This window comes from Dyadobacter chenwenxiniae, from assembly GCF_022869785.1.
Lineage (GTDB): Bacteria > Bacteroidota > Bacteroidia > Cytophagales > Spirosomataceae > Dyadobacter > Dyadobacter chenwenxiniae.
Window position 1 is genome coordinate 4032133 of the sequence record NZ_CP094997.1, and the last position, 23320, is coordinate 4055452.

22 protein-coding genes are annotated in these 23320 nt (G+C 45.0%); 13 read left to right on the forward strand and 9 right to left on the reverse strand.

Going from position 1 to position 23320, the window contains the following annotated elements:
* Nucleotides 1-51: 51 nt before the first annotated feature.
* Nucleotides 52-2427: an ABC transporter permease gene (locus tag MUK70_RS17215; protein ID WP_234654028.1), complete on the forward strand. Its 2376-nt coding sequence runs from the start codon at nucleotides 52-54 to the stop codon at nucleotides 2425-2427.
* A gap of 89 nt (nucleotides 2428-2516) precedes the next feature.
* Nucleotides 2517-4922: an ABC transporter permease gene (locus tag MUK70_RS17220; protein ID WP_234654029.1), complete on the forward strand. Its 2406-nt coding sequence runs from the start codon at nucleotides 2517-2519 to the stop codon at nucleotides 4920-4922.
* Here MUK70_RS17220 and MUK70_RS17225 read toward each other — a convergent pair whose 3' ends face one another.
* The 3 genes from MUK70_RS17225 to MUK70_RS17235 all read right to left on the reverse strand — a co-directional run bounded on the left by MUK70_RS17225 (nucleotide 4923) and on the right by MUK70_RS17235 (nucleotide 6827).
* Entirely contained in the window at nucleotides 4923-5267 is a 345-nt protein-coding gene (locus MUK70_RS17225) for a DUF5615 family PIN-like protein (protein WP_234654030.1), read from the reverse strand.
* On the reverse strand, nucleotides 5264-5494 hold the full coding sequence (locus MUK70_RS17230) for a DUF433 domain-containing protein (RefSeq protein ID WP_234654033.1): 231 nt from the start codon (nucleotides 5492-5494) through the stop codon (nucleotides 5264-5266). The genes MUK70_RS17225 and MUK70_RS17230 overlap by 4 nt, the downstream gene beginning before the upstream one ends.
* 88 nt (nucleotides 5495-5582) lie before the next feature.
* The gene (locus MUK70_RS17235) at nucleotides 5583-6827 is read right to left on the reverse strand and encodes an MFS transporter (RefSeq protein WP_234654035.1); all 1245 of its coding nucleotides are present in this window, start codon (nucleotides 6825-6827) and stop codon (nucleotides 5583-5585) included.
* Nucleotides 6828-7024: 197 nt separating this feature from the next.
* Here MUK70_RS17235 and MUK70_RS17240 point away from each other — a divergent pair, with 197 nt between their 5' ends.
* From MUK70_RS17240 to MUK70_RS17285, 10 genes are all read left to right on the forward strand, one after another.
* Nucleotides 7025-7486, forward strand: a complete 462-nt coding sequence (locus MUK70_RS17240; RefSeq protein WP_234654037.1) for a hypothetical protein — start codon at nucleotides 7025-7027, stop codon at nucleotides 7484-7486.
* A gap of 246 nt (nucleotides 7487-7732) precedes the next feature.
* Nucleotides 7733-7996 (forward strand): hypothetical protein, encoded by a 264-nt coding sequence (locus MUK70_RS17245; protein ID WP_244784434.1) that lies wholly within the window; start codon nucleotides 7733-7735, stop codon nucleotides 7994-7996.
* 140 nt (nucleotides 7997-8136) lie between these two features.
* Nucleotides 8137-8454 (forward strand): winged helix-turn-helix domain-containing protein, encoded by a 318-nt coding sequence (locus MUK70_RS17250; RefSeq protein ID WP_244784436.1) that lies wholly within the window; start codon nucleotides 8137-8139, stop codon nucleotides 8452-8454.
* A gap of 5 nt (nucleotides 8455-8459) precedes the next feature.
* Complete coding sequence (locus MUK70_RS17255; RefSeq protein ID WP_234654041.1) at nucleotides 8460-10844, forward strand: ABC transporter permease; 2385 nt, start codon at nucleotides 8460-8462, stop codon at nucleotides 10842-10844.
* Between the two features lie 232 nt (nucleotides 10845-11076).
* Nucleotides 11077-11739: an ABC transporter ATP-binding protein gene (locus MUK70_RS17260; protein ID WP_234607991.1), complete on the forward strand. Its 663-nt coding sequence runs from the start codon at nucleotides 11077-11079 to the stop codon at nucleotides 11737-11739.
* Nucleotides 11740-11754: 15 nt separating this feature from the next.
* Entirely contained in the window at nucleotides 11755-13065 is a 1311-nt protein-coding gene (locus tag MUK70_RS17265) for a TolC family protein (RefSeq protein WP_234654043.1), read from the forward strand.
* A 260-nt stretch (nucleotides 13066-13325) separates the two neighbouring features.
* Nucleotides 13326-13982: an outer membrane beta-barrel protein gene (locus tag MUK70_RS17270; protein WP_234654045.1), complete on the forward strand. Its 657-nt coding sequence runs from the start codon at nucleotides 13326-13328 to the stop codon at nucleotides 13980-13982.
* An 8-nt stretch (nucleotides 13983-13990) separates the two neighbouring features.
* Nucleotides 13991-14671 carry an outer membrane beta-barrel protein gene (locus tag MUK70_RS17275; RefSeq protein WP_234654046.1) on the forward strand — a complete coding sequence of 227 codons (681 nt, stop codon included), beginning with the start codon at nucleotides 13991-13993 and terminating at the stop codon, nucleotides 14669-14671.
* Nucleotides 14672-14757: 86 nt separating this feature from the next.
* Nucleotides 14758-15453: a GDSL-type esterase/lipase family protein gene (locus tag MUK70_RS17280; protein WP_234654049.1), complete on the forward strand. Its 696-nt coding sequence runs from the start codon at nucleotides 14758-14760 to the stop codon at nucleotides 15451-15453.
* Nucleotides 15454-15584: 131 nt separating this feature from the next.
* On the forward strand, nucleotides 15585-16928 hold the full coding sequence (locus tag MUK70_RS17285; protein WP_234654050.1) for an FGGY-family carbohydrate kinase: 1344 nt from the start codon (nucleotides 15585-15587) through the stop codon (nucleotides 16926-16928).
* Nucleotides 16929-16936: 8 nt separating this feature from the next.
* Here MUK70_RS17285 and recG read toward each other — a convergent pair whose 3' ends face one another.
* Complete coding sequence (recG, locus tag MUK70_RS17290) at nucleotides 16937-19057, reverse strand: ATP-dependent DNA helicase RecG (protein WP_234654052.1); 2121 nt, start codon at nucleotides 19055-19057, stop codon at nucleotides 16937-16939.
* A gap of 179 nt (nucleotides 19058-19236) precedes the next feature.
* Here recG and MUK70_RS17295 point away from each other — a divergent pair, with 179 nt between their 5' ends.
* A complete protein-coding gene (locus tag MUK70_RS17295; protein WP_234654054.1) occupies nucleotides 19237-19737 on the forward strand; it encodes a DUF2911 domain-containing protein in 501 nt (166 codons plus the stop codon).
* Nucleotides 19738-19798: 61 nt separating this feature from the next.
* Here MUK70_RS17295 and MUK70_RS17300 read toward each other — a convergent pair whose 3' ends face one another.
* The 5 genes from MUK70_RS17300 to MUK70_RS17320 form a co-directional block, all read right to left on the reverse strand.
* A complete protein-coding gene (locus MUK70_RS17300) occupies nucleotides 19799-20095 on the reverse strand; it encodes a winged helix-turn-helix domain-containing protein (RefSeq protein ID WP_234607983.1) in 297 nt (98 codons plus the stop codon).
* Nucleotides 20096-20131: 36 nt separating this feature from the next.
* Nucleotides 20132-21241: a hypothetical protein gene (locus MUK70_RS30965; RefSeq protein ID WP_310590005.1), complete on the reverse strand. Its 1110-nt coding sequence runs from the start codon at nucleotides 21239-21241 to the stop codon at nucleotides 20132-20134.
* Nucleotides 21242-21265: 24 nt separating this feature from the next.
* Nucleotides 21266-21640 carry a diacylglycerol kinase family protein gene (locus MUK70_RS17310; RefSeq protein WP_234607982.1) on the reverse strand — a complete coding sequence of 125 codons (375 nt, stop codon included), beginning with the start codon at nucleotides 21638-21640 and terminating at the stop codon, nucleotides 21266-21268.
* On the reverse strand, nucleotides 21615-22295 hold the full coding sequence (locus MUK70_RS17315) for a DUF1361 domain-containing protein (RefSeq protein ID WP_234654056.1): 681 nt from the start codon (nucleotides 22293-22295) through the stop codon (nucleotides 21615-21617). The genes MUK70_RS17310 and MUK70_RS17315 overlap by 26 nt, the downstream gene beginning before the upstream one ends.
* A gap of 96 nt (nucleotides 22296-22391) precedes the next feature.
* Nucleotides 22392-23300, reverse strand: a complete 909-nt coding sequence (locus MUK70_RS17320) for an SMP-30/gluconolactonase/LRE family protein (protein ID WP_234654058.1) — start codon at nucleotides 23298-23300, stop codon at nucleotides 22392-22394.
* Between the last annotated feature and the right edge of the window lie 20 nt (nucleotides 23301-23320).

Below are 23320 nucleotides of genomic sequence, written 5' to 3' on the forward strand. Positions count from 1 at the left end.
GCATTTATAATGCATAATATATCACATCATTCGAAGCCATAGGCGAACCCAATGATTTTTAGCTACTTTAAAATCGCGATCCGTAACCTTTGGAAACATAAGCTGTTTTCATTTATTAACATTGTTGGCCTGGGTTTGGCAATGGCGTTCTGCCTCTTGCAGTTGATCCAGGTTCAAAGCCACTTTGAAAAGGACACTTTTCATCCCTATCCAGACAGGACTTACCGCATTCTTACGAATGCAACCGGCGCAGATGGCAATGTTTACAGATTAGCGACCACGCCTTTTCCGTTGCGGGAGAAACTGCAAAATGAGCAAAGCGTCATAGAAAAATCGGCGCGGATTAACCGAAGCTTTGACGGAAATCTTAGTAATGGGCTTAAATCGTTGCGCACCAGCGGAATGTTTGTTGATCCCGCCTATTTCGAAATATTTGGTTTCAAATTAGCAAGAGGGAAGGCGGCTATCGAGCCGAGGACGATGGTGCTAACACACGAAACGGCTGAGCGCTTTTTTGGTGATGCAGATCCCGTGGGCAAAACGCTGATTCACCCGGACTTTGGCACATTTACAGTCACCGGCGTTTTTAAGCCTTTGGGAAAATACAAAACCCACCTCAACTCCGACTTAGTCGTTTCGATGGCAAGTTTCTCATTAGTCAACCCAAAAGCAAGCTACGACAACTGGCTGGATTACAATACATATACGTTCGTCCTTGTATCAAAAAACACGCAACGGAAAGCACTTGACAGGGCATTGACTGACATATCCGAGGCCAATAAAAGGACCGTTGATTTTGTGGACATTAAAGGTCATGCTTTCCGGAGTCAGCAACTAAGTGAAATATCGCCCGACTTCGAAAACCTGCTAAACAATCCTTATGTCGAACCCATTTGGAAGATTAGTTTCAGCTTGCTTATCCCTTTAATAATCATTCTTTTATCCGGCTTCAACTATGTAAACCTGACGTTAACGCGTTCTCTCAGCCGGGCGCGTGAGGTGGGTGTCAGAAAGGTTGCTGGCGCTAAACGTTGGCAGTTGATCGGGCAATTTCTGATAGAGACAATGCTGGTTGCCACTTTCGCTCTTGGCGTTGGTTATCTGGGGTTGGTCTTCATGAAATCTTACATCCCTGTCCGCTGGCTTACATGGGAGGTTCTTGATGCGCGGCTGCTCTGGCTGATTTTCATTGGCTTCACACTTTTCACAGGTTTTCTTGCTGGAATTCTACCGGCACGTATTCTGTCGTCCTATCAGCCCGTCCAAATTTTAAAAGGCGAATTAGCGCCCACCGGGATCGGAAAACTTGGTTTTCGAAAAGTGCTCACGATAACCCAATTCGTTGTGGCGCTCGTTTTCATGTCATTTATTGGCATTAGCAACAGCCAGTTTGATTATATGGCAACGGACAATGAAAACTTCAACCGCAAAAATATTCTGAACATCCCATTGGCGCCCGGGAGCGACTATAAGCTGTTAGCCAATGAATTCTCCAAAGAGGCTGGTGTCGAAAGCGTCGGCGTTACTTCCGCCCCTTTTAATGAAAATGCGGGAAAGGCGCGAATCGGAAATCTGGATGCAAAAGGAAATGATAAGCTGGCAAAAGACGCATTCATTTATGCGGTTGACGGCAATTTTGTTGATAATATGAAGCTCACGTTCGTCGCTGGAAACAACATACCCGCCAGCCTTGATACATCGGTCCATTTTGTTGTTTTAAACCAAAAGGCTGTGAAATCGCTTGGCTGGAAAAATCCAAAAGACGCAATCGGTCAAACCGTTATGCTTAACCAAGCGGAAGTTATTGTGTCTGGCGTTGTGAAGGATTTTTGCATCATGCGTTACGAGCTCCCGGTTTCCTCACTCGTATTGGCTTTTAATCCAAAGGAAATAAAACTTCTCTCCCTGCGCGTCGCCGAAGCCGCAGACCGCGGGCAAATCACTGCTTCCTTATCCGGTATCTGGAAAAAATATCATCCGCATGAATCATTTGTTTACTCCTGGTATGACCAACAGCTCTATGAAAATTATAGTGAAAACGGAGATCGTGACTTTACCAGAGTAATGGTCATCATTGTATTTGCTATCGCATCCATGGGTTTATTGGGCATGGTGACTTACACGACAGAGAAAAGAACAAAAGAAGTTGGCGTGAGAAAAGTAATGGGCGCCAGCGTCGTGCAGATCATGCAGCTGCTATCGGCAGCCTTCCTGAAAATAATGCTTGTTGCAGCCGCCATAGCCCTGCCTATCGGATATTTTCTCGGATCTTTATTTCTCAATATTTTCACTTACCACGCCAAACTCGGGCCTGGCGTTTTCTTGATTTGCCTGGGAAGTTTGTCGCTCATCGGATTGCTGACCATTGGTATACAGACTTACAAAACAGCGATCACTAATCCTGCAAAAACGCTGAAAACAGATTAACAAGCAAGCTGTCGGCTCGAAAACAGTTAAAAATAGTTAAAGGAGCCTCCCGGCTAATCTGCGATTGACGAAATTATTTAGTTTTGGAAATGATCCAGAACTACTTTAAAATCGCTTTGCGTAACCTGCTGAAACGCAAGTTCCATTCGCTGGTAATGATCTTTGGCCTATCGGTCGGAATGACTTTTACCTTCCTCATCATGAGCTATGTATGGGGAGAATTGAGCGTTAATAGAGATTTGCGCAATGCTGATAACCAGTACATCGTCCGCAGCAGATGGAAGAACCCGGATATGGGGACAGATATAGCCACACTCGGGCCGCTGGGAGCAACATTAAAAGCTGATTACCCCAATCTGGTTGCAAATTTTTACCGTTACGATGGCATTACCGTCGCTGTTTCAAAAGGAGAAAAACATTTCCGCGAGGAAGTTCAGACAGGTGATTCAACATTGCTGGCCATGTATGGATTTCCTCTTTTGCATGGCAACGCCAAAACTGCATTGACCCAGAAGAGTTCAGTGGCCATTACCGAGGAAAAGGCACTAAAATATTTTGGCAAAACGGATGTCCTGGGCGAAACATTAACATTGCATAATTTCATCGGCGGCAAACAGCAGTTTCAGGTCACAGCCGTCTTGAGAAACCCGCCTAATAACTCGGTTAATAATCTGTTGCCAAAACCTGCGGAGGTTTTTATTCCATTAAGCAGTTTGGACGGCCGGAAGGGAGCCGAAGATAACTGGGATTTTCCCTATATGATCACCTATATTGAACTTCAAAAAGGTGTTTCGCCAAAAGATCTTGAAAAGCCTGTCACACAGACGCTTGCGACTCATGCTTCTGCGAATACGAAGGCCAATCTGGAAGTGTATCTTACGCCTTTGAAGGATTATTACCAGGAGGCGAACAATGGTTTGGTTCGTAAGATGATCTATACGCTTTCGGGCGTTACACTCTTCATTCTGCTCATGGCCATTGTCAATTTTGTGAATATTTCCATTGGCAAATCTTCTTCTCGTTTAAAGGAAATTGGTGTCAGAAAAGTGCTTGGAAGCCATAAGACGCAACTTGTAGGGCAATTTTTGGCCGAATCCATCATTCTCGCATTATTTGCAATGTTTCTTTCTATTATATTTTATGAAATTTCACGTTCTGCGTTTTCAGAAATTCTGGGAAAACCATTGCCGTCTTCTTTGACCTTATTCCCGTATTCGCTCATAATGCCATTGTTGAGCGCATTTTTTATAGGCGTAATGGCTGGTATCTATCCGGCTTTTGTATTGTCAGGCATTTCGTCAATCGACTCTATGAAAGGCAAACTCAAATCAATTAAGGAAAATGTCATGTTAAGGCGCGGGCTTGTTGCTTTGCAGTTTGTGATAGCATTGTTTGTGTTTGCCGGCGCAATGGTCATTTCCAGGCAAGTCAACTATTTTTTTAACAAAAATCTGGGTTACAATAAAGAATCGCTCGTTTCCATCGCCGTTCCCCGCGACTGGACGCCGGAGGGATTGTCAAAAATGGAGGCGATTAGGGATCAGCTTTCGCAGTTGAAAGAGGTCAGCAATGTGAGCTTATCATACGAAATCCCCAACGGAAATAACGGCGGGCATGCAGGATTATACAAGTCTGGGCAGGATTCAGCGCAGGCCATTCACACGCAGTTTTTAAGCACAGACGAAAAGTACGCCGACACTTACCAGATCAAAATACTGGCTGGAAAGTTCTTCAACGCCAGGCAGGGAGCACATCAGCCCAATCGAATCGTGCTGAACCAGGCGGCGACGAAAGCGTTGGGATATTTGAATCCGGAAGATGCGGTCGGCCAGCAGGTGAGGGTTCATAATGTACCCGGCTTACTTACCGTAGACGGTGTTTCCGCAGATTTCAATTTTGCTTCTATGCACCAGGTTATCAAGCCGTTGGGATTCTTCCATGTGAAAGAAGGAAATGCATTCCGCTTCCTCACGTTCCGGCTCAACCCGGCCAACCTGGGTGAATCGATGGCTGCTGTTGAAAACAAATGGAGGCAACTCATGCCCGACGCGCCATTTGAATATGCCTTTATGGACGATACGCTGCAAAAACTGTACAAATCTGAAATGCAGTTAAAAAAAGCGTCACAAATAGCGACTGTCTTATCGGTAATTATTGTCTTACTTGGCGTCTTGGGAATGGTTTCTCTAAGCGTCGCCCGCCGTACACGCGAGCTGGGTATCCGCAAAGTCCTGGGCTCCTCGGAAGCAGCCATTATTATGCTTTTCCTGAGAGAATTCCTTTTGGTAATGGTCATCGCCATGCTCATTTCTTTTCCGCTGGCATTCCTAACCATGCAACGCTGGCTGGAAACCTACGCCTTCCGCATCAAAATTAACTGGGAACCATTCGCAATGGTTGGATTGGGATTTTGCTCGATTGTAACCTTGCTGGTATGCTTGCAAACAACAAAAGCCGCATTGACGAATCCTGTGAAGAGTCTTAGAAGTGAATGATTACACCGGTTTGAAAACCTCATATAGGACATATTCCTTACTTCGCACAAATTCTTTTATTGACTCGGCTTTTGAAATTAAGATTTCGGAGAGGTAATTGGTAGCGCAATTTCCTGTTCTGATCCAAATTACTTTGGGAGGAACAGAAAACAGGTGAAGCAGCCGGACAAAATCGTCGTCGATCGTAACAACCGCATCGTAACTGTTTTTGCGGGCAAACATGAAGATATCATGGTCATTTGCATTAATCAGGTCCAGACTCTTTACATGGTCAACTTCCGGGTATACTTCGGAAATAGCCGATATTAATCGATGAGAAATGTTTTGATCAATTAATAACCTCATGCAGCGACGTCATAAAAAATCCGTTTTTGCTGATTCGCCGAGAATTCCAATGCAACAACGATATCTTCCTTGTTCAACTCCGGAAAATCTTGAATGATATCTTCAAATGACATTCCGGAAGCAAGCCAGCGCAAAATGTCCTCAACCGTAATCCGCATATCACGGATACACGGCTTACCATTTCGTTTGCCCTCCTCTACACTGATAATGTTCTTATAGATATACATAACTGATTTTATGTGTTAGACAAAAATAACAAAATGTTCCTAATGACAGGGGCTACCAAGCTTGAAAACGGAAATTCCGAAAATCCGTTTAACTCAGCCGAACCGAAAACAGATCCTTTGACCGCATATAAATGTAGGTAACAACGATAATGGTTAGCACGCCACCGGCCAGGACAGATGGGACAGTGCCAAAGGCTTTGGCCATAACGCCGGACTCGAAGGCGCCGAGCTCGTTGGAGGAACTTACAAAAATACCGTTTACTGCGGCTACGCGCCCACGCATTTCGTCGGGCGGGTAAATGAGCAGGATCGTTTGCCTCACGATCACACTCACGCTGTCGAAAACACCGGTGGCGAATAGGGCAGCGCAGGACAAGAGGAAGTTGGTCGATAAAGAAAAAATAATGGTGCAAACACCGAAACCAGCAACGGCGATCAGCATGTTGCGCCAGGCATTTTGCGTAGGCGGGTAATAAGCCATTGCAAACATGGTCAACATCGAACCGATAGAAGGCGCAGCGCGTAACAAGCCCAAACCTTCCGGCCCGACTTTTAAAATATCTTCCGCAAAAACAGGCAAAATTGCCACCACACCTCCGAAAAGCACAGAAAAAAGATCCAGCGAAATAGCATAGAGCACAATCCTCGTCCGGAAGACAAAGCGAAATCCTTCTTTCAGACTCTCCATGATGGGCGTCACAATCTTTGGAAACTCAGGCCGCGTTTTGATCATTCCTAACAGAATCCAACAGATTACAAAGTTTCCGATCACGATCAGTAATGTGTGCGTGAGTCCCATGTAAGCGTAGAGAAAACCGGCGATAGCCGGACCGGTTATGGATCCGGCCTGGGAAAATGAGCTGCTCCATGTTGACGAATTGTGGTAAATCACCCTGGGCACCAGAAATGGCTTCAAAGAGCTCGAAGCTGGTGAATAAAAGCCCTTCGCGAAGCCTATTAGTGCAAAAACAGAATAAATGACGATCAAATGCTGCGTCGAAGAAAGCGTATCGTGAATGAAGGGCTGAAATGCCATGTAAAGGATCACCGAACCCAGCAAAATCACCACTAGACTGATGTGCATGATCGTAATCTTATTTTTCTGATCGGCCACATAACCGCCGAAAATCGAGGTGATAACGAACGGAATTACCTGCGCAAGCCCTATTAAACCAAGCGCCAGCGGGTCGTGCGTGAGCTTGTAAAGTTCGTATGCTACGATCACTTCCTGGATAAGGATCGATGCGGAAAATAGAAACGAATTGGATATAAAAAACCGGAAATCGGAGTAGCGGAGTGCTGCGTAGGGATCTTGGGAAGAAACTGTTTTCAATTCAATGTTGCGTGTTCATTTTAGTAACACTCAGGAAGCAGGATAATGTTCTGTTTTGATTGAAAATTTAATGCATTTAATCCATCTTGAATCTTTTACATTTCGTTTACAATGTTTTACAGGCGTTTTAAAGCGTCATTCGCCGGTTGCATTACATTTGGCTTATTCAAAAAAACGCCAACTTTAATGTCAAGATCATGAAAAGCAACCTCTGGAAAATCGTCGCCGTACTGACTGTCTTTTTCTCGCTGCCACCGTCCGTTGCATTGCCTAATGAAACATTGGACGGATTCTACTGGAATCCGGTTTTGCTCAACGGCCGTTCCGTGAGCCCTGCCGAACTCGCAGCTGCGAGGGGCGGTAAGTTGTCGTTGGTTAAGCTCGATCCGAAGTCTAGCCGCGTTACCAAAGTGCCCTTCCTCATTTACCTGAAAAGAGGTGGAAAGATCGTTGATGGCAATGCCTATGCGCATAAAAATCCGGTTTTAGAAGGCGATATTTACGAAGTATTGAAGGCGGCAAGATCGGGCGATCAGCTTATCATTGATCCTGTCAACAATGAAAATCAGATCGGCAGGCGCGTTATTACAGTGCAAAGCAGCCAGTTAACACCGCAGTTTAGATGGTTTGGGTTTACTAAAAAAGGCGACGGTTGCTGATTCGTTCGGGATTATACTAAATTTGTTCTAACCTCTTTAAGTCCAATTGAATGCAGCCTATCCAACCCGGGTTACGCCGAATATTTATGGGTACCAGGACAACCCTCGGTCTGGTGCTGGCCGTTGGACTGTGCTTTTTGCAAACAGCGGGTTTTCGCAAATAACGAAAATCTCCGCTTTGCTGAAAAAACGAACCTTGCACTCAGGCGCACGGCCCATTTGCTGTTGCTGAAAAACGGCGACTCATTGTCAACCATTCCTCCGGTAAAGCAAATTGATGCCAACACTTTTTCGATTAGAATGGAGCATTTGTTTGATTACGAGCAGCTTCCTCATCTTTTGAAACAATCTTTGCAAATGCAGCATATCGAACGCGGTTACAATGTGACCGTGCTGAGATGCGATAACGGGGAAGTCCAGCTTGGCTACAACTTCCTCGAACTTGAAGGAAAAGAAGGGGTTACTTGCGGGGGAAGAACTCAGGAAAAGGATGTTACCAACTTCAAGTAAGCTTTGTCCCTGACAATAAGGACGCCAAAACTGCAAGCGGGAACTGGTGGTTGTTGCCCTTCGGAAGCGCATTGGCCGGGTTAGGTTTCATGGTTTGGAAAAAAGCTAGCCATAGGAATGCTCTTACACAACCGCCTGCTGTGAAAGCTGTTAATGATTCCAGAATAATTCTCGGATCATCGGTTTTTGACCTGTCTAACCAGACATTGGTTTCCAGTAATGCAACGCACCAGCTTACATTTCGGGAAGCGAAACTGCTTGCATTGTTTGCCAAACATCGAAATCAAGTCCTGGAACGTGATTTCATTCTCAAATCCGTTTGGGAAGATGAAGGTGTCATCGTAGGCCGCAGTGTGGATGTGTTCGTTTCCCGGCTCCGGAAAATGCTGGCTAATGAACCCGCTGTAAAAATCACGGCCGTCCACGGCGTCGGCTACAAAATGGAGGTTTTTTCCTAAAACCCATGTTCAAAACTTTCCTGAAAATTGCCTGCCGCCATTTATGGCAGACGAAACTGTATGCCTTTATCAACGTAACCGGACTGGCAATCGGCACCGTTTGTGTGCTGTTAGCGGTCATTTATCTCGCAGATGAGCACGGTTATGACCAGTTTCATGCACACAACCCAAACCTTTACCGCATTACGACCACTTACACCGATGAGGGCAAGGCAACGACAACAGGTGGCACCGGCCAGGTGCAGGGACCAGCATTTTCGGCACAGATTCCTGAGATACGGCATTACGCCCGGATTATGGGCGGCGACATTTATAGCGATGTTCGGGCCGGGGAGCGGGCATTGAATGTACAGTTGCTTTTCGCGGACAGCTCTTTCTTCGACGTGTTCTCTTTCCATCTGCTGCATGGCCACAAGAACTCCGCACTGAAAAGTGTCCACTCCGTTGTACTCACCGAGAAAACCGCACGCAAATTCTTCAACCGGACAGACGTCGTAGGCCGGATTTTGCAAATGGACGCCGATCCGTCTGCGATGCGGCTTGGTAAACCACTGGTGGTTTCGGCTGTGGTGGAAAACCCTCCGGTGAATTCATCGATCCAGTTTGACATGCTCTCCCCTTTCGCATTTCTACAAGTTTCATTTGATGACAAAAACTGGCTTAGCGCCTATCTGGGAACATTTGTTGTGCTGCATCCGCGGGCTAACTACGAAGAAGTGATCGGGAAATTTAACCGGATCCATAAAATGAATACCAAAAGCACAAAAAGTGTTGCTTATGGGTTGCAGCGTATCACGGACATTCATCTTAATCCCCAGGAGGTCTCCAATCAAAACCGCGAAGCCGGAATTATCAACGGCAGCAAGCCAATTTATTCGCTCATTTTCCTGGGTCTGGCAGCATTCATTTTGCTCATGGCCAGCATTAATTTTATCAATATCAGTATTGCTAATGCAATGCGCCGGGCAAAGGAGGTCGGGATCAGGAAGGCAACCGGAAGCAGTCGGATGGCCATTATGCTGCAATTTCTTGGCGAGTCTGCCATCATCAATATACTGGCTTTTGTTTGTGCGATTGGGATTACCATTTCTGTTTTGTCGGTTTACAATCAGTTGGCCGACAAGCAGTTCACATTAACGGAGATTATTAAACCATCGTTGATGCTGGCGCTGCTTGGGATTTTGAGCATCAACATTATCGTTTCAGGTCTTTATCCGGCATATCTGCTGGCCAATTTCAATCCAATCACCGCGCTGAATAATCGACAAAAACTATCTTCTGATAACCTGTTGGGACGCGGTTTACTTGTGTTTCAGTTTGCCATTGCCATTGCTTTGGGGATTGCAACAATGGTTTTTTACAGACAAATGCAATTTATCCAGTCAAAAACCTTGGGATATAATCCGCATCAGATTGTAAAAATCCGGATTTCCGGCGTTCGGGATGTGCATCAGGTTACACGCAGGTTCAGGGATCTTTTAAAAGAAAATCCCTCAATTAAACACATTTCGCTGGCAGGCGAATTTGGATTTAGGGACGTGCAGGTTGGCGAGAGTAAAACGCTTAGTTACGTCCGCACGATTGATGAAAAATATGTTGACCTCATGCAGATCATGATCGCGAACGGCAGAAACTTTTCAGATCAATTTCGTTCGGACCGTGAGTTTGGTGTTTTGGTCAATGAAGCATTTGTGAAAGCAGCAGAAATAAAGAATCCCGTTGGTGCACAAATCAGGCCTCAATCTGATTTCGCGGAAAACCTTACGATTATCGGCATAACGAAAGACTTTCATTACGGGTCGTTTAAACAACGCATTCAGCCCTTGATAATGCCTATGAGCGATCGATTCGGCGGTGACGCGCTTTGGGTTAAGGTTGAAATGAAGCAGCAAACAGAGGCATTGGCATTATTGGAACGGACATTCAAGAAAGTTTTACCGGGCGCTGTTTTTAATTATAATTTTCTCGACCAGCAAAATGCTTTGGAATACAAAACAGAGATGCGCTGGCAAAAGATCATTGGATATGCAACAGCTATTTCCATCGCCATTTGTTGTATGGGATTGTTTGGGTTAACCCATTTATCAACCGCGCGACGGACGAAGGAAACGGCAATCCGGATGGTTTTGGGCGCTACCGCTGCACATATTGCCATATTGTTCTCACGCAGTTTCCTGCTGGCTGTGGCCATTGCGATTCTGTGCGCCTGCCCGGTCAGCTATTATTTACTGAATCTCTGGCTGAGCGATTTTGCCTATCGAATTGATATTACGTGGTGGATGTTTGCCATCACCGGCAGCCTCGCGTTCGTGCTCACATTGACCACGGTTTCGTCCCAGGCTTTTCTTGCGGCGCTCAAAAATCCGGTGTCTTCTTTGCGTGCCGAGTAACCCTTTCTGCCCATTTTCAATGCTCCATTGATCATCGTCCGATACCGTACACATTTGTACGTTTTCGGACGATTAGCCTTTTTACTATAAAACAGATTAACTAACAATCAGCGAGTTAACCTTCTGGCAAGCCTTTTTAAAATAGGACTGGCATAAGAGACGGCGGTATATGCATTTGCTTTTAAAATAGCTTGTCTGTAATTATACCTAAAATCTCAAACCTTAAATTTTTATGATTAAGTTAGAAAAGATATCCAAATATTACCCGGCAGGTTTTGGCAAAACTTATGTGTTGCGCCACATTGATTTACACATTAAAGAAGGCGAGTTTGTATCGATTATGGGCCCTTCCGGTTCCGGTAAATCAACTTTGCTGCATATTTTAGGATTACTTGAAGAGCCTTCCGAAGGCGAATATCTTTTTCTGGATGAACCCGTTCAAAAACTGTCTGAGAAAAAACGTACGGAACTGCACCGCCACCACATTGGATTCGTATTTCAGGCATATCACCTCATCGACGAACTGACTGTTTATGAGAACATTGAAACACCATTACTTTACAAAGGAACACCTGGTTCGGAACGTAAAAGCCGGGTTGCCGAGTTGCTGGACCGCTTCAATATGGTTGCCAAAAAAGACCTTTTCCCTCACCAGCTTTCCGGTGGACAGCAGCAGTTGGTAGGCGTTGCGCGCGCCATTGTACACAATCCGAAAGTGATTTTTGCAGATGAACCAACAGGAAACCTGCATTCGGAACAGTCGATTGAGATTATGGAATTATTTCAAAAATTAAATCAAGAAGATAAAGTCACCATTGTCCAGGTAACGCATTCGGAAGTCAATGCCGGATACGGAAACCGGGTTGTCCGACTCAAAGACGGGTGGTTAGCCTAACATCATTTATTAGCCATGAAACATTTAATTTTACTTTTTTGCCTTTTACCGCTTTTCGGGAAGGCTCAATCTTCGCTCAGTCTGGCGGAATGCGTGGATCTGCTCGCTAAAAATAACCTGATTTACCAGCAAAGTAGCCTTCAGGCTGAGGCTGCCCACGCTCAATTGAGGCAAACCAAGTCACAGATCCTGCCACAGATCTCTTTCGGATCAACGCAGACCCTGAATGCCGGCCGGAGTATTGATCAGTCTACCAATACGTATATAGATGAGGTTTTCGGTAATAGTTCGCTTGGGCTCAATTTTCAAATGCCCGTTTTCCAGGGTTTCAAAGTACAGAACCAGATCAGACAAGGTGTTTTGCTTAAAGAGTCTGCCGAAGAAAACCGTACAGCGATATTGAATGCTCAAACGGTGTTGCTGATGCAGAATTACGTAAATGTATTGGCAACAAAAGCACTTTACGAATCCTGGACAGAACAAGTGTTATCTTCTGAAACGCAGGTGGACAGGATTTCCAAACAGGTGAATGCCGGGACGGTTGGAGTCAATTTACTTTATGAAATCAAGGCTCAGCTGGCCAATGACAAATTCAGTCAGGTGACGGCCCTAACCGATTACCGCACTGCCAGACTGGTCCTTTTTCAGAGAATGAATGTCACGCCAGACGACAAAGTTGATTTCGAGGCACTTGCTCCAAAAGACTCGGCACTAACCGCCGCTAATGCGATCGACATTTATGAAGATGCCCAAAAAAGTTTTCCCGAAATACGAAGCGCTGAATTATACCGCCAAAGCTTTTCGTATCAGGTGAAGTCTATAAAAGCGCTTAATTATCCTTCGCTGGGATTGCAGGGCGGATTTGGTGCCGTTTATGCAACCAGTAACAAGAATCTGGATTATTTCAATCAATTGAATGCGACCCGTAACGGCTCGTTGCAGCTGAATCTGAACATTCCTATTATGGGCCGCTGGCTTACCAAGCCACGCGTGGAGCTGGCCAAGGTGCAGGAACGCCAGGCGCAAAATACACTGGACGTAACCAACCAGGTTCTGCGGCAAGCCATTGAGCTGGCTGTACTAAACCTGCAATCGATGGCCGACAGACAAGCCTCTGCGCAAGGTCAGGTGGAATCGCTTACGGCTGCATTCGCGGTGATTGAAAGCAAGATGAACGCTGGAATTGCCAACTCATACGAATATTCGCTGGCAAAGGCTAACCTTGCCAAAGCGCAGGCGAATGCGATTCAGGCAAAATATGATTATCTGATGCAACAGAGATTATTACAATATTATCGCCAGGGAAACTGGGCCGGGGTGTTTTAGGCTGTCGGCTTTCGGCTATCGGCTGTTGGCTGTTGGCTTTTGGAGATGATAGTTGTTTTTATAACTACAAAAAATTGATGGCCGATGGCAATAGCCGGAAGCAGAAAGAATGTTAGGTTAAATTTGGTATCGGTAATTTTTAAGAGGCAGTGACACTATCACTGCCTCTTTTTTAGGACTATTTATTTAAATAAAGTTAATTATCTCATTGGTTACATAAAGATTTTTATCTTGCTTCGGCTTAACTAAAAACAACAGCTATGATAAAAATTATCCTTTTCTCGTCCATAGGCCTTTTGTGCCTGATAGGCGAGGTTCAGGCACAGGCACAGAAAGGCACCCGCTATTGGGGCGCGACCATCAACTCCAATGGGCAAACCAACAGTCAGAAATTTGACTCGCCCTATGAATCTGACAACAAAGTAATTAACATCTCCCCATCGCTACAAACAGGCTGGTTTTTCAAAGAAAATACAATGATCGGTGTTGGCCTTAGCCCATCGATCAGCTTTTTCAGGTTAAAAAGCAATCTGGTCGGAACTGAAATAAAATCCGGATATAACGGGTTAGCAGTAAATCTTACACCCTACATCAGGCGGTATAAAGCACTGAGCAGCAAATGGTTGCTATATGTCCATTCGGGAGTGAGCCTGAGCTATGTTCGCGGCAAAGACTTTCAGGGCGACGAGTCTTCTTTCGAAAACGGCTATGGCGTTGGACTGGGTATTGTTCCGGGCGTTGCATATCGGCTGACACCCCGGTTTTGGCTTGAAACGGATGTCAGTGTATTCAATCTGAACCTTTCTTACCTCAATTTTAATGACAACAACAATGTCAGTTTCCAAACCGGACTAAGATCTGAAATTCAGCAGTATTTTACTGTCAGGGCCGCCTGGTATATTCAAAAATCTAACTAAACGCCGCCATGAAAAAACGAATTATATTTATACTGTTACTGCAAATATGTGCAGCAAGTGCTGTAAAGGCCCAATTGGAAGGAAGGCGATTTTTGTCCGGAGGGATAGGCGCAAGTTTCTACAATACAAATCCTGATCTGGACGAAGCAACAAATAACTACAATGGAAATGTCAGCATTGGGATCGGCATGTTCAAGACGCAGACCAAAGCAGTCGGCTGGAACCTGACCGGTTATGTGGGTGGAGGAAAAAGTTTGCGATACATCAATGGTCAAAGCGAGCCTAAAAGTGGGATAAACCAATATGGAATTGGCGTCGGACGCTTTTGGCAATTTTATAAACATTTCAATGAGAAAATCGGCATCTACATTGGCCCGAACGTAAACCTCAACTATGGCTACAAAAAAGAGTGGCTTACTGAACAAAACGACATAAATGAACAAAAAACGCATACAACCAATCTTTCACTGGGAGTAAGTGCAGGAGTTTACTATAAGTTGTCCGAAAGATGGTGGCTGGATGCAAGTCTTGGATTTGCTACGCCATTTTCAGTGGGTTACACGAAAACCAACAATGAATTTCTGGCGTCTTCTCAGACTACAAAAGCCAGTCAGTTCAATTATAACCTGTCCCCTACCTTTAATTTTCCCAGCGTAGGCTTAGGCCTTCGCTATTTCCTGGCCAACTAAACGGCCTTACTGCTAACTTTTTGAAGTTTTTACATTAAGAATACCGTGGATATGCCTTTTTGGTATATCCACTTTTCTTGCCCCGAATGAAAAAAATCTTCCTGCTGATCTCCGTTGTATGGCTAAGTGCCTGCCATAAACCCAACACCGCCAACCTTTCTGAACCCTGGCAGCCGGATTACGATGTAAGAAGATCAGAGGCATCCATTGTGGTTTTTGAACAAAAAGATGATGAAAAAATGCCTGCACCAGGCGGTATCGTCTTTACGGGTAGTTCCTCTTTTACCAAATGGCAAAATGTTGCCGAAGACCTTGCGCCACTGCCCATCATTAACCGTGGTTTCGGCGGATCTACATTTCCCGAAGTAATCTATTACGCGCCACGCAATGTGTTGAAATACAAACCCAAAACAATTGTGACCTATTGCGAAAACGATATGTTCGGCAAGAAGCCTAAAACACCCGAACAGGTTAGGGATGAATATGTTACGTTTGTAAAACTGGTGCGTGCGAAACTTCCGGATGTACAACTATATTTTGTTTCACTAAAACCTTCCCCATCCCGCTGGGCAAGAAAGGATGACGTGATCAAGGCCAATCAGCTCATTCAGGATTATATCAAAAAAGATAGAAAGCATCATTATATAGATGTGTGGCCTGTTATGCTGAAAAATGGAAGGCCGGACGGCAGTATATTCGTAGGCGACAGCCTCCATATGAACGATGAAGGTTACCGTCGGTGGACAGCCGTTTTCAAGCCTATTTTAGAGAAGACATTGTAACAAATGTCAGGCTGGCTGGCCGAAAATCAAAGATTTTAAAAGAACAGGTAAGGGTATTGGTTTTAACGTAAAGTCACTATATTAACCGAAAAATACATTTCCGGGTAAAAAAGTGATATCGCATTCGAATAATGAAAGTAACAGCGGTTTTTGACATTGGCAGGACCAATAAGAAGTATATACTTTTTGATGAAAAGTATCAGATAATAGATGAATTTTCAGAGTCACTTCCCGAAACAACGGACGAAGACGGGTTCCCGACCGAGGATATTGAATTGCTGACCAAATGGGTGCAGGATCGCTGGGCGATATTGCTGGAAGACCCGAGATACGACATCAAAGCTGTTAATGTGGCTGCATATGGTGCGAGCTTGGTTCATTTGGACGCTTCCAACAAGCCGCTCACGCCCTTATACTCTTATTTGAAACCATTCCCCGAAAATCTTTTAAAGCAATTTTACAGCACATACGGCGACCCAACCCGGCTTTCACTGCAAACGGGCTCTCCGGCTATGGGAATGCTTAATTCGGGCATGCAGCTTTACTGGCTGAAATACACCTACCCGGACATTTACAAACAGATCGCTACAACATTACATTTACCGCAATACATTCTTTATTTGCTGACAGGCAGAAAAGTTAGTGATTATACGTCATTAGGCTGTCACACAGCGCTTTGGAGTTTTGAAATGTGGGATTATCATGATTGGGTGAAGGACGAGGGAATTCACAAAAAGCTGGCACCGGTCCTGGCATCCTCTTCCTTTATTTACAGACATCATGATAAAGGAATCCAATCTGGATTTGGCTTGCACGACAGCTCTTCGGCATTGATCCCTTACAGAATGGCGGTAAAGAAGCCATTTGTGCTGCTGTCAACGGGAACCTGGTGTATTAACTTCAATTCCTTCGCCTCCAAGCCGATGACGTCCTATCAGCTCGAACGCGACTGCATGAATTACCTGACCCCTGAGGGCAGCGGGGTAACCGCTTCGCGCTTGTTTTTGGGCAGGGAACATGATTATCAGGTTGCCCGTATCGCCGAATATTTCCGCGTCGATCCCGATTTTTACAAGGGTGTGGCTTATGATGAGGAAATTTTAAATGCTGATACGCCCCGTTTCTACACGGCATGCATGACCGGAAATGGTCCTTTCCCCGAGCCTAACACGCAAGAATGGCAGATCAGCGCATTTGCGACAGCTGAAAGCGCTTACCATCATTTGATTAAAGGCCTTACAGAATTGCTTTTTGTATCGCTGGATCTGATCGGGATCAATGATGTGCAAGCGATTTACATTGACGGCGGCTTTGCAAGAAATGAGATTTTCGCCAGACTTATCGCGCGTAACTATCCAAATCACACAGTCTACGCAACGGATCTGCCTTATGCAACTTCCCTGGGTGCTGCACTGCACGTGACAAGGCCGCAAACATTCGAATTCTCAAAAGAGATTTACGAGATAAAAGCATAAAATCAGCATTAACTGATCCTGCTCCAATTAGTAGCTTCCTTGCCCATATGTTCAATATGAGCAAGGATAGGTTGGTTTACAGGTTGGAGCAGGTCAGGATCTGCATGCAGGATTTCCTCTGCGGACTGACGCGCAGCTTTCAATATTTCTCCATCCTGCGCCAGATTAGCAACCAATAAATCCAAAAGCCCGCTTTGCTGCGTTCCCGACAAATCCCCCGGCCCGCGCAGTTGAAGATCCACTTCTGCAATTTCGAAACCATCATTGGTTCTGCACATCGTTTCAATTCTCAGCTTGGTTTCTTTGCTGATTTTATAGTCGGTAATTAAAATGCAATACGATTGTTCCGCGCCCCTCCCTACCCTGCCACGGAGCTGGTGTAATTGAGATAAACCAAACCTTTCTGCATTCTCAATGACCATTACGGACGCATTGGGCACATTGACCCCAACTTCAATAACCGTTGTTGCAACCATAATTTTGGTTTCGCCGCGTACAAATCTGGCCATTTCAAAATCCTTATCGGCAGACTTCATTTTACCATGCAAAATGCTCAGCGGCACATTGGGAAATGCGCGTGAAACACTTTCGTAGCCGTCCATTAAATCTTTCAAATCCATTTTCTCGGATTCTTCAATTAATGGATAAACCATATAAATCTGCCGTCCCTTTGCGATCTCGTCTTTTAGGAAACCAAAAACAGACAAGCGATGCGCGTCGTAACGGTGAACCGTTTTGATCGGTTTTCGGCCGGCCGGGAGTTCATTGATGGCCGAAATATCCAGGTCGCCGTACAACGTCATAGCCAATGTGCGTGGAATTGGCGTTGCCGTCATGACAAGCATATGCGGGTTGATATGACTGTTTTTGGCCCATAACTTGGCCCGTTGTGCCACGCCGAAGCGGTGTTGTTCGTCAATAATACACAAACCAAGATTTTTAAACTGGACAATGTCCTCAATCAACGCGTGTGTACCCACGATAATATGCATGGAACCGTCCAGCAATTGCTTGTGGATCAACTCTCTTTCCTTCTTTTTCGTCGAGCCTGTGAGCTTGCAAATGTTGACACCGAGCAAGTCCGCAAATTTTCTCAACCCTTGATAATGCTGGTCTGCCAGGATTTCTGTTGGCGCCATCAAACAGGCCTGGGCATCGTTATCCAACGCGAAAAGCATGGAAATGAACGCCACAATGGTCTTACCCGAACCCACGTCGCCTTGCAAAAGGCGGTTCATCTGCTTTCCGGTTTTTAAGTCCGCATGAATTTCGGCTAGCACCCTGATTTGCGCATTAGTAAGTGTAAACGGCAAATGGTTGTCATAAAACTGCTTTACCAAATTAGTATGGCTGAAAACCATTCCCGGATATTCCGTTTTATGCAACAGCTTATTTTTAATCAGCCTGAACTGATTGTAAAACAGCTCCTCAAATTTAAGTCGCCGTTGCGCCTGATGCAGCCATTGCGCACTTTGCGGCAGGTGAAAATTCCATAGCGCATCTGCCTTGGAAACAAGCCTGTATTTTTGAACGAGCGTTTCAGGAAGCGTTTCACGGATATGCGGCCTGGAAATTTCCAGGAGCGATTTCATCATCCTACCTATCGCCCTGCTATCGACAAATTTTCTTCTGAGCTTTTCGGTAAGCGGGTAAATGGGCTGCCAGAAACCACCGTTTTCGTTCTCAGGCGTAATCAGGTCCAGTTCAGGGTGCGTAATGCTCCATCTGCCACCAAATGCAACGGGTTTTCCAAAAACAATGTATTCCGTATTCGGGCGAAGATTTTTTTCATACCAGGCAATGCTTTGAAACCAAACGAGTTCCAAAATCCCTGTGCCGTCTGTGAAGTAAGCCACGAGTCGCTTTTTGTTGCCTTCACCCGTCATAGTCCACTCCCGCAGCCTGCCTTTGATTTGCGCACCTGACAACTGTTCGTTCAGGTCCTTGATCTTGTGAAAAACAGTCCTGTCTTCGTGCCGGAAAGGATAATGCTGGATGAGGTCACCAAATGTAAAAATGCCCAGTTCCTGATTGAGCAGGGCAGCTTTTTGAGGCCCTACTCCTTTCAAAAACTCGATTTTCGTATCAAAGAAGCGGGTTCTTACCGTTTGGATTGCGTCAGAAGTCATTGTTCAAATATAGCGTGAATTCGTAAAAAACAAAGGTTTGACTCCTTCGATATGTTAATCAACGTTAATGTGCCCACTTAACGGTGCTTTTAGAACTAAACGGCTTGATTAACAACTTTTGAATGGCGTATTTCGTTGAATTATTAATTTTATCCACCTAAAATCAATTTTTACTTTTTATGAAAACCACATTTTTAACACTTTTCCTGACATTAGTTTCATTGACATGGGCTGCTGCTCAAAGTCCACGCATAACAACAGACGGCCCGAATGTTAGCGTTGCTTACGGCCAGCCTTCGAAAAAAGGAAGGGTTCTTTTTGGTAAGGAAGGAAGTGAAAGTTTAGAAAAATATGGCAAAGTATGGAGAACCGGCGCGAATGCTTCCACGGAGATCACATTCAAGAAAGATGGCATGTTCGCGGGCAAATCTGTGAAAGCCGGGACTTACAGCCTATTCACAATTCCAGGTGAAAAAGAGTGGACGATTATCCTGAACAGCGTTTTGGGACAGTCAGGAGCATATGATTATGACAAAAACAAAGAAAAAGATGTTTTGAAAGTGACTGTACCAAGCAAAACTTACCCTACGTCAGAAGAAAAACTGACATTCAAATCAACCGCAACTTCGCTTGATTTCCAATGGGATAAAACAGGCTTCTCTGTTCCTTTGAAATTTTAATGCTAATTTGTAATAAATCAAAGCGGGCTACTTTCAATTGAAAGTAGCCCGCTTTGATTTATTACAAATTCTCCCGAATCATATTTTCCAGCACTTGCAGGTGATCCGTAAATGCTTTGTGCCCTTCATCCGTGGCTTTGTAGGTTGTTAAGGGCTTTCTGCCCAGAAATTGCTTTTGAAATGCTATGTATTTAGTTTCTTCCAATGCTTTTAAATGAGATGCCAGGTTCCCGTCGGTTAGCTGTAAAAGTTCTTTTAATTCATTAAAACTGAGCGAATCGTTCACCACAAGCACAGACATCAGCCCAAGCCTAATTTTACTTTCAAAAACCTTATTAAACTTCTCTAACCACTCCATTTATACTTGCTTTAAAACCAAGTCAACAACGATCCATTATTTATTGGCTTCCAAAAAAAGCATAGCGTCCCTGTTCCGGAGCCAGATCGCCTGGTCCCGCTGACTATTCGCCTGCACTGTTAAAATTGTTGAAACGAAACCTGTTCCGAGTGAGACCCAAAAGAATGTTTTCACATTATTCCGGTTGCCCGAAACCAGGGAATTGATAGAGCCAATGGCGCCTGCAATCGAAAGGACCGTAGCGATTCCTCTTGTTCGCCGCGATTTCCTGAAAAGCTCAAACCCTCCCTGCGAGAAAGCAAACTCGTTTTTCAGCGCCCTTTGTCCCCTGTAATAAACATTGTCTTTCACGTAACCATTTCCCTGAAGATAAATGGTTTCCTTATCATACCAACGTTTCACCTGGCGAACTGTGCTGTCTTGTGTGCTCTGGCCATGACAAGCGAACGACGCAAGGATAAACAAAATTCCGAAAAGACCTTTTGCAGGCACTTTCCCCGCCGTAATTTTTTCACGATCATAGCGATTGTGCATAGTAAGACCGTAAACAATGTGCAAAATACCAAACCCGAACGCCCAAAAAAGCAACGAATAACCCGTCAGAAACAGCGTAATGCAACCCAGGACAATCTCAGACAGGCCTAAATAAAAAAGTTCGGGATAAGTAAATTTGCTGGCATTGACCAGGGCAATCCCATAGAAAATCAATGTTACAGGAAACACGACCCAGACGATGCCGTATTGTAACATAGCCAGACAAAAAACCCCACCCGCGCCCAGGGGAACAAGCATGCCTACCAAAAGTCTTTTGGAACTTCCATTCCAAACTTTAAGCCCTCTTTTCTTTCCTTTCCTAACGGTCATTACGATGCCGACTGTCAGTGAAAGAATCAGAACGCATAAGCCGTCGATTAACAGGAAGGATGTTACATCCTCGTGCGAGCCTTTGCTGTATGTTACCGATGGCGTGGAGACTTGTGCAAGCCAGTCGGTCTTAAATCTGACATACGCCGCGGCAGCGCCTATTAAGGCAAAAATCCCTGCAAAAACGCCGCTTAAACCACTAAGAGACAAGAACTTCGACGACCGCTCCATCAGACTGCGGATCTCGTTCAAGGTGTGCAGAGAGTCCTCATTTGAATTCATAAAACAGATTGAAAAGGTGTTATATCAAAAAAGGAGCAAAAATTTCGGGACAAAAATAATAAGGCCGACCAGCACTGCAGAAATTGCCAGGAGCAGCACAGCAGCCGCAGCTGTGTCTTTCACAACTTTAATCACCGGATGATAGTCGGGCATGACCAGGTCTGCCAGCTTTTCGATGGATGTGTTAAACGCCTCCGCAGCCAGTACCAGCGCGATTTGAATGATGATAATGGTCCATTCAACGCTTGAAATATTAAAAAATACGCCGGCCATCAACACCAGGATGCAAGCCATCAAATGAATGCGCGCATTGTTCTCGTAGCGAAATAGATTGTAAATTCCCACACCGGCAAAGCGAAAGCTGCGCGCGGCTTTAAGAAAATCTATGGGTCCGTTCATTTTGTTTGAGTTCTGCGAAAATGTGGAACGCAAAGTACAACAACATCAGCACGAACGAAAACGTCAATGTGTGTTTTATGGCCATTGGGTCCTGCATGCTCTTGAAAATGCCTCTTGCAAGTGCGCCTGGCTGCGTAACGATATCCCAGCTGTTCCACCGTCCATAACGTCCCAGAAATATGCCGAAACCGCTTAATACCATGGATACCAGGATCGCCAGCCAAGCCAACCGCTCGTTCCAGCGGCGCGTGATGATCCTGTGCACAATCCGGATGCTGTACAAGCCGGTCAGAAATCCGGCAACTGAGAATGTGAAGATCATCAACGCATCATACCAGATGATATTCTCGGGAGCTCCTTTCAAATGTTTGAGATCGGTAATAATGTAAGGTGCATTTGGAAAAAAAAGCAGCCAGACCATCAGGTAACCCATCAAAAGTCCGAAAGGCAGCCTGCGTCGTGCTTCCTTCTCCCAGACCGATTTGATAAAGACCAGCGGCACCCAGGCTAAAAACAGGTTCCAGGCCAGGAAAATGAAATCCCAGTTGTGAATGAGCATCCTGAATAACAGCAAGGTCATTGCAGCGGATGAAATGAAAGCCAGCAGGGCGACTTTTTGATTGCTTTGCAGATAGCGTACCAGTTTTTCCAACATTATGCTAATAGTTTAAAGTACTTTGAATTACAAAGTAAGTAAAACCAAGTTTAGTTTTCAAACAAGTTGACTACCTTTTCGAACAATCAGGATAAATTATTTCTTATTGGCCTCAGCAAACGCCTTCATCATGGCCCATTCTCTTCCTGCGGTATTGGCCTTAAAAGTTTCGAGACAGCCGCGGTCTTGCAGGGTAATGTAGCAGGTTTTACCATTCTTGCCACCAAAACAGATGTTGGAAACCTTCTTACCAATCGTTGTAATGGTCTGAATTACTTTGCCATCCGGCGACAACACAGCAACTTCGCCTTTCCCATGTCTGGCTATGTATAAATTGCCTTCGACATCGCAGCGCATGCCGTCCATTCCCCCGTCCTCAAATTTGTGCAGGAGTTTTTTGTTAGACAGAGAGCCGTCCGGTGCCAGATCAAAAACCCAGACATTCCGCTGCACGCTTTCATTGACGTATAACTTTTTCTCATCCGGACTGATGTCAATCCCGTTCGTCGTGCCCATATTTTCTGCAACTATTCTCGTTTTGCCTTCTGGCGAAACGTGCCAGATCTGGCCAGTGCCTTCCTTCCAATTCGGGTCTGAGCAAAAAATATGGCCTTTCGCGGTTATGGCAAGGTCATTGGGCTGGTTCATTTTAGGTTCATGGGCAAAAACGGAAATGTCTTTTGTGATCAGGTTTACTTTCAAGAGATTATGCCCCGTAAAATCCGCAACATAGAACGTGTTCTTGTCAGCAAACCGAATACCATTTCCGGTGCTGCCTTTGGGGAGCGTCACAAAAAAACTGGCGCTTCCTTTCTTGCTCATAATAGCAACTGTTCCGTCTCGCGCGAAATTGACAGCGTATACGTTCCCTTCGCTGTCCACAGCAGGCCCTTCACAATTACTTGTAAACTCGCCTTCGGTTGAAAATTTTTTGCTTTTCGTTTGCGCAAAGGTCATCTGAACAAAAGCGACGCAGAAAATGAGGAGGAGAAAAAATCTATTCATGATAAGGAATGTCAAAAAAC

Excerpts from the sequence above, each read along its gene's own strand:
- MUK70_RS17225 (WP_234654030.1), bottom strand. The coding sequence starts at position 5,267 with ATGAGGTTATTAATTGATCAAAACATTTCTCATCGATTAATATCGGCT.
- MUK70_RS17240 (WP_234654037.1), top strand. The coding sequence starts at position 7,025 with ATGAAAAGCAACCTCTGGAAAATCGTCGCCGTACTGACTGTCTTTTTC.
- MUK70_RS17270 (WP_234654045.1), top strand. The coding sequence starts at position 13,326 with ATGATAAAAATTATCCTTTTCTCGTCCATAGGCCTTTTGTGCCTGATA.
- MUK70_RS17215 (WP_234654028.1), top strand. The coding sequence starts at position 52 with ATGATTTTTAGCTACTTTAAAATCGCGATCCGTAACCTTTGGAAACAT.
- MUK70_RS17220 (WP_234654029.1), top strand. The coding sequence starts at position 2,517 with ATGATCCAGAACTACTTTAAAATCGCTTTGCGTAACCTGCTGAAACGC.
- MUK70_RS17285 (WP_234654050.1), top strand. The coding sequence starts at position 15,585 with ATGAAAGTAACAGCGGTTTTTGACATTGGCAGGACCAATAAGAAGTAT.
- MUK70_RS17295 (WP_234654054.1), top strand. The coding sequence starts at position 19,237 with ATGAAAACCACATTTTTAACACTTTTCCTGACATTAGTTTCATTGACA.
- MUK70_RS17280 (WP_234654049.1), top strand. The coding sequence starts at position 14,758 with ATGAAAAAAATCTTCCTGCTGATCTCCGTTGTATGGCTAAGTGCCTGC.
- MUK70_RS17265 (WP_234654043.1), top strand. The coding sequence starts at position 11,755 with ATGAAACATTTAATTTTACTTTTTTGCCTTTTACCGCTTTTCGGGAAG.
- MUK70_RS30965 (WP_310590005.1), bottom strand. The coding sequence starts at position 21,241 with ATGAATTCAAATGAGGACTCTCTGCACACCTTGAACGAGATCCGCAGT.
- MUK70_RS17310 (WP_234607982.1), bottom strand. The coding sequence starts at position 21,640 with ATGAACGGACCCATAGATTTTCTTAAAGCCGCGCGCAGCTTTCGCTTT.
- MUK70_RS17320 (WP_234654058.1), bottom strand. The coding sequence starts at position 23,300 with ATGAATAGATTTTTTCTCCTCCTCATTTTCTGCGTCGCTTTTGTTCAG.
- recG (WP_234654052.1), bottom strand. The coding sequence starts at position 19,057 with ATGACTTCTGACGCAATCCAAACGGTAAGAACCCGCTTCTTTGATACG.
- MUK70_RS17275 (WP_234654046.1), top strand. The coding sequence starts at position 13,991 with ATGAAAAAACGAATTATATTTATACTGTTACTGCAAATATGTGCAGCA.
- MUK70_RS17255 (WP_234654041.1), top strand. The coding sequence starts at position 8,460 with ATGTTCAAAACTTTCCTGAAAATTGCCTGCCGCCATTTATGGCAGACG.
- MUK70_RS17260 (WP_234607991.1), top strand. The coding sequence starts at position 11,077 with ATGATTAAGTTAGAAAAGATATCCAAATATTACCCGGCAGGTTTTGGC.
- MUK70_RS17315 (WP_234654056.1), bottom strand. The coding sequence starts at position 22,295 with ATGTTGGAAAAACTGGTACGCTATCTGCAAAGCAATCAAAAAGTCGCC.
- MUK70_RS17230 (WP_234654033.1), bottom strand. The coding sequence starts at position 5,494 with ATGTATATCTATAAGAACATTATCAGTGTAGAGGAGGGCAAACGAAAT.
- MUK70_RS17300 (WP_234607983.1), bottom strand. The coding sequence starts at position 20,095 with ATGGAGTGGTTAGAGAAGTTTAATAAGGTTTTTGAAAGTAAAATTAGG.